This window comes from Pseudoalteromonas sp. OF7H-1, from assembly GCF_022347825.1.
Lineage (GTDB): Bacteria > Pseudomonadota > Gammaproteobacteria > Enterobacterales > Alteromonadaceae > Pseudoalteromonas > Pseudoalteromonas maricaloris.
The window spans coordinates 72,895-80,345 of record NZ_JAKRFX010000024.1 but is presented as its reverse complement, the minus strand read 5'-3'; the positions used below and the strand labels follow the sequence as shown (position 1 = coordinate 80,345).

The 7,451-nt window shown below is 42.4% G+C and carries 3 protein-coding genes and 2 CRISPR repeat arrays; of the genes, 1 reads left to right on the top strand and 2 read right to left on the bottom strand.

Features of this window, described 5'->3' with window-relative positions; genetic code table 11:
• Window positions 1–638 precede the first annotated feature (638 nt).
• Window positions 639–1,025: a CRISPR direct-repeat array (repeat unit 35 nt; unit sequence GTTTCTACTGCCTCTACGGCAAATGTTGCTGCAAC).
• A 413-nt stretch (window positions 1,026–1,438) separates the two neighbouring features.
• On the top strand, window positions 1,439–3,415 hold the full coding sequence (locus MHN30_RS21910; RefSeq protein WP_239361136.1) for a hypothetical protein: 1,977 nt from the start codon (window positions 1,439–1,441) through the stop codon (window positions 3,413–3,415).
• A 102-nt stretch (window positions 3,416–3,517) separates the two neighbouring features.
• Window positions 3,518–4,047: direct repeats of the CRISPR family, unit length 35 nt; unit sequence GTTTCTACTGCCTCTACGGCAAATGTTGCTGCAAC.
• Window positions 4,048–4,428: 381 nt separating this feature from the next.
• On the opposite strand, the gene cas2 is transcribed toward MHN30_RS21910, so the two are convergent.
• Both cas2 and cas1 read right to left on the bottom strand, forming a co-directional pair.
• Window positions 4,429–4,719 (bottom strand): CRISPR-associated endonuclease Cas2, encoded by a 291-nt coding sequence (cas2, locus tag MHN30_RS21905; protein WP_239361133.1) that lies wholly within the window; start codon window positions 4,717–4,719, stop codon window positions 4,429–4,431.
• Window positions 4,716–7,445, bottom strand: coding sequence for a CRISPR-associated endonuclease Cas1 (cas1, locus tag MHN30_RS21900; protein ID WP_239361132.1), 2,730 nt, complete (start codon window positions 7,443–7,445; stop codon window positions 4,716–4,718). Before cas1 ends, cas2 begins: the two co-directional genes overlap by 4 nt.
• Between the last annotated feature and the right edge of the window lie 6 nt (window positions 7,446–7,451).

Sequence of the window (7,451 nt, the reverse complement as noted above, 5' to 3'; positions counted from 1 at the left end):
AGGCACAAGGGCGCGAATACATCAAAGAGGCCGAGGTAGCACCTCATCAAGAGCCCGGATATAAGCACGCAATCACACCAATAATGCTAAAAATGGCTTGTACAATTGGAGGAGTCCATATAAGCGGGTTCACCCAGCGATCTTTTTGGTTTTAATGCCGTATTTCAGGCGGCGGAAATCTTTTGTCGTGATAAATCACGACCTACAAATAACAAGCTTCACAGGTTTATTCTGTTGCACCATTTTCTGCTAAACGTATATCGGGTGGGAGCGGGTTCACCCCGCGATCTTTTTGGCTCTAATGCCGTATCTTAGGCGGCGGAAATCCTGTGTCGTGATAAATCACGACCTACAAATAACAAGCTTCACAAATTTATTTTATTGACCTCATTTTTTGCTAAATCTATATCGGGTAGGAGCGGGTTCATCCCGCGATCTTTTTGGTTTTAATGCCGTACCTTAGGCGGCGGAAATCCTTTGTCGTGATAAATTACGACCTACAAATAACAAGCTTCACACGTTTATCCTGTTGGCCTTGCTTTTTTGTTAATCTAGGGTACTCACGAGGTTTTTTTAACGCTGCGTAACGACTTAAACACCCATCATCATTTCTCGGTAGCGATAAACAATGCACCTAACCTCACACTGCCTCTACGGCAAATGTTGCTGCAACAGGTACAGTTTGGTACCAGAGTTAATAAGAGTGTTGAGTTTCTACTGCCTCTACGGCAAATGTTGCTGCAACTCAACCAATTCAGCTTTTTAAAAAATAGCTATAAGTTTCTACTGCCTCTACGGCAAATGTTGCTGCAACAGCAGGTGGTAAAGAAGCCCTCGCCCTTGCCAATAAGTTTCTACTGCCTCTACGGCAAATGTTGCTGCAACCTAAGAAGTCGCCTCACCTGCGATTAATAGCTTGCGTTTCTACTGCCTCTACGGCAAATGTTGCTGCAACACGAGAGTCTCAGTCCCATGTCTTCTCTATTGAAGGTTTCTACTGCCTCTACGGCAAATGTTGCTGCAACCCTACCTTCTGTAGCCCTTGACTGACACGGCCTGTAGCGGCTAATTGGATGAACCTCCAGCGCCAATCAAGAAACTGTGTTGATATTAGCAAAAAACAGCCATTTTGGAAGTAAAAAGTTAAGCTAACTAATTGATTTAATTGAAATGGATGAACCTAAGGGTGGGTTTTTAGGCTAACAGTATGATAGTTATAGTATTTTTAAAAAATCCCTATATCAGGAAAGAGGTTCATCCAGAACCGTATTACCTTTTACTTATAACCTACTGCTTTATATTAAAAATACCTAAAAATTATACTTAAAATAAGTGAGGTTTGTTTGCGTGATTAGCTTTTGTGAATATCACTTTACCTTACTCAAGAACTTACCTATTCTGCTAACTCAATTAACATTACGAAAGGAGTCAGTAAACGATGGGGTTAAATCAAGAAGCAATCACCGGCTATCTTAACGAGCTGCTACCAGACTCACAGCCAGACTTACTCAAAAGTGCAACCGACTACCTCAACCACCATGGAGAAATAGCAGGGTGGATAGCTGAGCAATCACCGCCAGTACAGCAACGCCTAAGTGCGCACTATATTACTGCCGAGCAGCCAAGGGCATTACAACAGCCGCTTAATCGAGAGGTGAGTACTAAGGTGGGTAATAATTGCTATCGGTTAATTATTCCCTCTACCCTTAGCGCAGATCTTACCAGCAAGCTGCCTTGCAGCGCACAAATTGATAAACATAAAGCGAATTATACGGCACTCAAGGCGCTAACTATCGCGCAGGTTTTTGGTGAATTAGGCTTAAATACAAAGCATAGGCCTTGCCATAAGCAGCATGTGTGGGAAGTTCGCCCGCTCACTCGTACGCTTGATGATCTTCATGATGAAATAAAGCTGCGCTTTTTACCAAAACTAGACGAGCCAACCTACAGTTTACCGTCATTGGGGTTAACTGCATCGGCCAAGCAGCAGTTACATGACAAGCACAATCGTTTGTGGCTAAAACTTGCGAAACCGGCACGGCACTTTTCTTATCAAAGTGTTGATAATGGCGAGTATTATTGCGAAATGCGTTTAGCAGATATGCAGCTGGTTTACATGCCAACAGGGTTGGTACTTACCATACTCTCAATACAATTTAACGACATTGTTCATTTACAAAACACCACACAAACAGAGCCAATTCTTACGCGACACGCCATTACATTGCAGGATTTAGTTGAACTGAATGCTGCGTTTTATCGCACCAAAGGGCAGTTAGCACTGTTTAATACTCAAGCGCGCTGGCAACAAAAAGCTGCGCCTTTTAGTTGGCTCGACATCATGAGTTTGTTACTTAATCAACGTAATTTAAATACAAACGAGCAAGTCAACAGTCCTTTCGCTCAGCAGTGGCAGCTTGCACGGCCACTTGGGTATATGCAAGCCTATTTACAGCAAACAAAGCAGCACTTAAACACGCAGGTACAAGAGCTCATGCTTGCGCAAACAACGGCACTGCAATTGCGTTTAGCAAAGCGGCAGAGTATGGCCTATTTGATAACCGAGGATGAACTAGAAAGTGGCATTGGTGGGGCAGACATCCGACATCAGTTTTCACGGGAAGGGGGCTGTGTACTCATCAACCCCAACCGAATAGGGCAGCAACAGCGTATTTTTCATCAAGGCTTTATTGCCAACCAAGGTACGCAATATGTAGCGGTATTGGTATTGGCGTATGCGGAATACTGCTTTTTACAGGCAATGCAAAATAGTACCCAAATGGATGGTGCGATAAGGCTTGAACAACAGGTTATTACTACCATAAAAGAGCAGCAACAATTATTATTGAGTCACCGCATTAATAACCGGTTTGCTGAAGTCAGTGTGTTGACCATGCTAAATCAGGTGTATTGCCAGTGGGATAACGTATTTAATATTAACTTGTACCACCAGAGATTGGCTGAAGATATTCGCGAATATCATGAATTAATAGCGCTGTACCACCAGCAGCAATCTCATACACATAACGCAAAAATGGAGCAAGAAGCCAAACAGCTCAGGGAACAACAACAGCAACATCAAAATAAAATAAAAAACATCGCCACGTTAGGCACCGCACTTATTTTTATTGCCAGCGTGTTTGGCACTAACTTTGTAGAAATGACCACGCTATATTATGGTGAGCCAATTCGGTTTTTCTCAAGTGATTGGCATGCCGTATTTATTGGTTTGGTGATGCTCACGACCTCAGCTTTTGTCTATTATTCAAATCTAAGTATTAACAAACAAATTGCGCGAAAAGCCAGTGTCACACACCAAAAACAAAGCCATCCTAAGCGCAGCCGCTTGTCACTTACTTTACTAATATTTGGGCTTGTTTGCGTATTTGGCTGGGGGCATAAAATGTGGTTTTAGTCAATCACACACTAACATAGCTGCTTAGCAACCTGTAAAAACTACCTTTCGTTTTGCCAAAACCGCTCCTCAAGTAGGAGCGGGTTCACCTCGTTCGCTTTTGATTTAGCTGCCTTTACGGCAAATGTTGCTGCAACTACTCTAAAAGTTCAATCTGCTGAAATTATTGTTGTTTCTACTGCCTCTACGGCAAATGTTGCTGCAACATAAGCAGGATGGAGTTTGTTTATATAAAAAAGATGAGTTTCTACTGCCTCTACAGCAAATGTTGCTGCAACTATCAGGGGAAATCCCATCCATCATGGCTCTTGAGGTTTCTACTGCCTCTACGGCAAATGTTGCTGCAACAAATATTTACTTCTTTGTCAACGCTCAGGAAGCGGTATGTTTCTACTGCCTCTACGGCAAATGTTGCTGCAACGATGCTAGACTCTAAACAGTTTACCTTATGCGTTAAAGTTTCTACTGCCTCTACGGCAAATGTTGCTGCAACAGAAAATACTTATGGGTATCAGCAACTTGTATTGTTTCTACTGCCTCTACGGCAAATGTTGCTGCAACAAGGGTGGGAATTTAATTTTAGAGCAGGATAGTAAGGTTTCTACTGCCTCTACGGCAAATGTTGCTGCAACCCTACCTTCTGTAGCCCTTGACTGACACGGCCTGTAGCGGCAAATTGGATGAACCTCCAGTGTCAACCAAGAAACAGTATTGATTCTAGCAAAAAACAGCCGTTTTGGAAGCAAAAATTTAAGCTAACTAATTGATTTAATTGAATTGGATGAACCTAGCAACTGCTTTTTAGGTTAACTATATGATATTTTTAGTATTTTTAAAAAATCCCTAAATTAGGAAATAGGTTCATCCAGAATGGTATCAACTTTTGATTATAACCCATTGTTTCTTAATATAAGTTCCTCAAAAAAAGAGATAAAAGCGCCGCCCCAAAATAAAAGGTACAAGATTTTTAATCGTGAACATACTTTGTTAAGAATTGGGTTTCTCAAAGTAAGTTAAAAAATTTGTGCGCTAGGAAAGCAGGCAACGGCCTTTCCTTCAAAGTCCATGGATTTTGTTCTGGTAGTGTGGTTTAAATAGTAAAAGCGAATGTTTGCTGTGCCATCATAACCATCAACCAATGATTGCAGTTCTTGCTTGAGTTTTACCAATGCCGTTTCATTTGCTAGTTTAATCTCAAAGACAGAATACTGAACGCGATCACCAAATTCCAATAGCGTATTTCCTACCTTTCGTCTCAGTTTGTCGTTTTCTATGTCAAATGTGACTACGTAAATTAAACTCATCTAGGTAACCGCCATGGCGTAAAATGGGGAGACTCTCCTTTGAGCCAGTCTATTAAATGATAATTCTGTTGTTGTATTGCGTCTAATAAACTGTAATGCAGCTGTCCTTGTTTATATTTTGGTGTTTGTAACGCTTCTATTAATAGCTTGCTCCACAAACGTCGTTTATCCTCTCTTATTCGGCAAAATGTTCCTTGTTGTTCAAAGTCAGCTACTGATATTTGATTTAAATTGAGCGCATTAATCATCGTGCGCTCGACAACAAATCTAAATGGCTCCATTAGATCACTCGCTAGAGTATGATGCTGCCCTTTGGCCTGGTGGAGGCCTGCATAATTTGGGTATAAACCAGCACTTTGTAGTAAAGTACTTACATGGCAATACAGTAAGCTGTAGCCATAAGATAATAAGCTATTAACGGGATCTCGTGGTTGTTGTTTTACTCGCGTTGTAAATTCAAACTGGTCTGGAAGTACTAGCGCGAGTTGCTGATAGTATGTCTTACTGGCGCTTCCTTCAAAGCCTAAGCACTGTGCAATTGAATTTGCCCCTTTGAGCTTATTCAGCATTTTAGAAAGAGGTTCATGCATTAACTTTCGCAGTCTTAGTACTTCGCGTTGATTATGGATTTTAGCACTCAGTAATGTTTTACTAAATTCAAGCGCCGTTGATTTATTTGCAAATCGACTTGCTTGTATTAGATGAAGTTCGTTTAAAGGGGAGCTTGCTAATGTTTGACCTATGTAGTTGCCAAAACCATCGGCAAAATAGACGTTAATTTTTTGCTTCATTAAGCGTTTAAGTGCTGGCGTAGTGATATGATGATTACCAAATAATACAACGGTTTGTAAATGAGTAAGCGGGATCAGGGCTTGGGTATCGTCACCTTGTGTTATTTTTAGCCGCTTTCCTTGGCAGTTAAGTAATGCAGAGCGGCCAGTAATACATAGCGTCATGGGACTATCATTAAAATAGCAACTGTTTGAAGTCTCTGGCATTGAAGGTGGCTGTTTTTCAGGCGTTGGACTCTTTTCCGGTTTTATGGAGATCACTAAATCGTTGATGAATAAATATCCTAAAAACTTGACTCCCTTGGATATGTGTACAACTTGTGTCTTTTCTTCATTGAGCTCCAATCCCTGATGTGCGATTACTTTTTTCACATTTTCTAGCGTGCGCTCGGCTTGTTGTTTGGTTCGGCATAAAATCAAAAAGTCATCAGCGTAACGTACTAAACGCTGCTCTTGGTTACCTAAAATAGCATCGAAGGGATCGAGCATAAGATTGGCAAGTACAGGACTCAGTGAGCTGCCAAGGTTTAGCCCGCTTACTTGCGAAATATCATGTTGTTGTGTGTTGGCTATGGGGGCATGTAACATGGCGTTGAGTATTGCCCATAGCGGGTCATCACCATAGAGCGCCCTTAAGCGGGCGATAACTTGGCTAGGCTGCAAGCTGGCAAAAAATTGTTTAATGTCGGCATCTAGCACGTATTCATAACCGGCTCTTACTGCTTGCACAATGCTATCGCGTGCAGTTAAGCGCGAATATCCACGGCGGTAGGCATAACTTGATTTACTGTAGAGCAGATCAAGTGAGGTGCCGAGCCAAGTACTAAGTGCTTTATGGGCAACTTTATCTATAAATGATGGTAGTAATAATAGTCTTTGCTTTTGCCCCGGTTTATCTAGCATTTTGGGGTTAAGCGCACCCGGTTGGTAGTGCAGGTTTTGTAACGCGCTTAAGAGTCGCTCGAACGCTTGTTGCCCCCATGTTGACTGCGCGCTTTTTGGCAGTTTTTTAATTTCGTGTTGCCAAGCAAGTTCTAACGTTTGTAAGTTAAACACTTGTTTTAACAAAGGGGTAGTACGGGTAAGGGGAATAAATCCCAGCTCGCCTTGCTCACCGCACAAGTGGTATCGTCCCATCCCAAAATTGCGGTTTTGCCCAATACCTATATATTGCCCTAACACTAAGGTTACCCAATTATCGTAACTAAGCTGGTGCGTATTTAGGGTAAGTGTCCCTACTAAGCCGCCCAGTTGTTTGGCCTGTTTTCCTTTGCTTTGGTAACTGGTATCAGCCCAGTGCAGGTCGGCGGTCATATCGCACTCTACTGGCGCTTGCCTTGCGGGTCTGGTATAGCCTAGTGCTTGGCACAAAGACGCATAGGCATCAAAACAGCGGTCAATAATAAGGCTGCCGTGAAGTTCATCACTTTGTTGATAAACTCGTTTCCCCGAGTGGCTGAGCCTAACTGGGCTTTGAAATGAAAGGGTGACGCTGTGGTGGTGTTCACTGTAGCGTTGCCATTGCTCTGCCTCTAGTAAAATCGAGTGGTGATCGTATTGCGTGGTCATTAATGGGTGCGCCACAGGCATTTGAGTCAGTGGGTCAAAAATTTGATGCAGCTTAATGTTATGGGCAAGCGCGCCGTAGCAATGAGCGGCGGAGCGCGGTAAGTTAGTTAGCTGAGTAAATAGCTGCTCAAGGTGTATTTCCGGTAGATTAATACTTATCAAATAAAAGCGATACCGCGTGCCCTTTTGATATTGAATAACGCCGCTCTCGGGCGCGTGCACTAATACGCGATTTTGTATTTGCTCAGGAATATTTAATAAGGTGTTGATAAAGCCCCGCAATACCGCTTGATGAAAAAACGGCATCGAGGTAGTCGCACTAAACTCAAGCTCTACACCATATACTCGAATGGGGTATAGACTCATTACGGC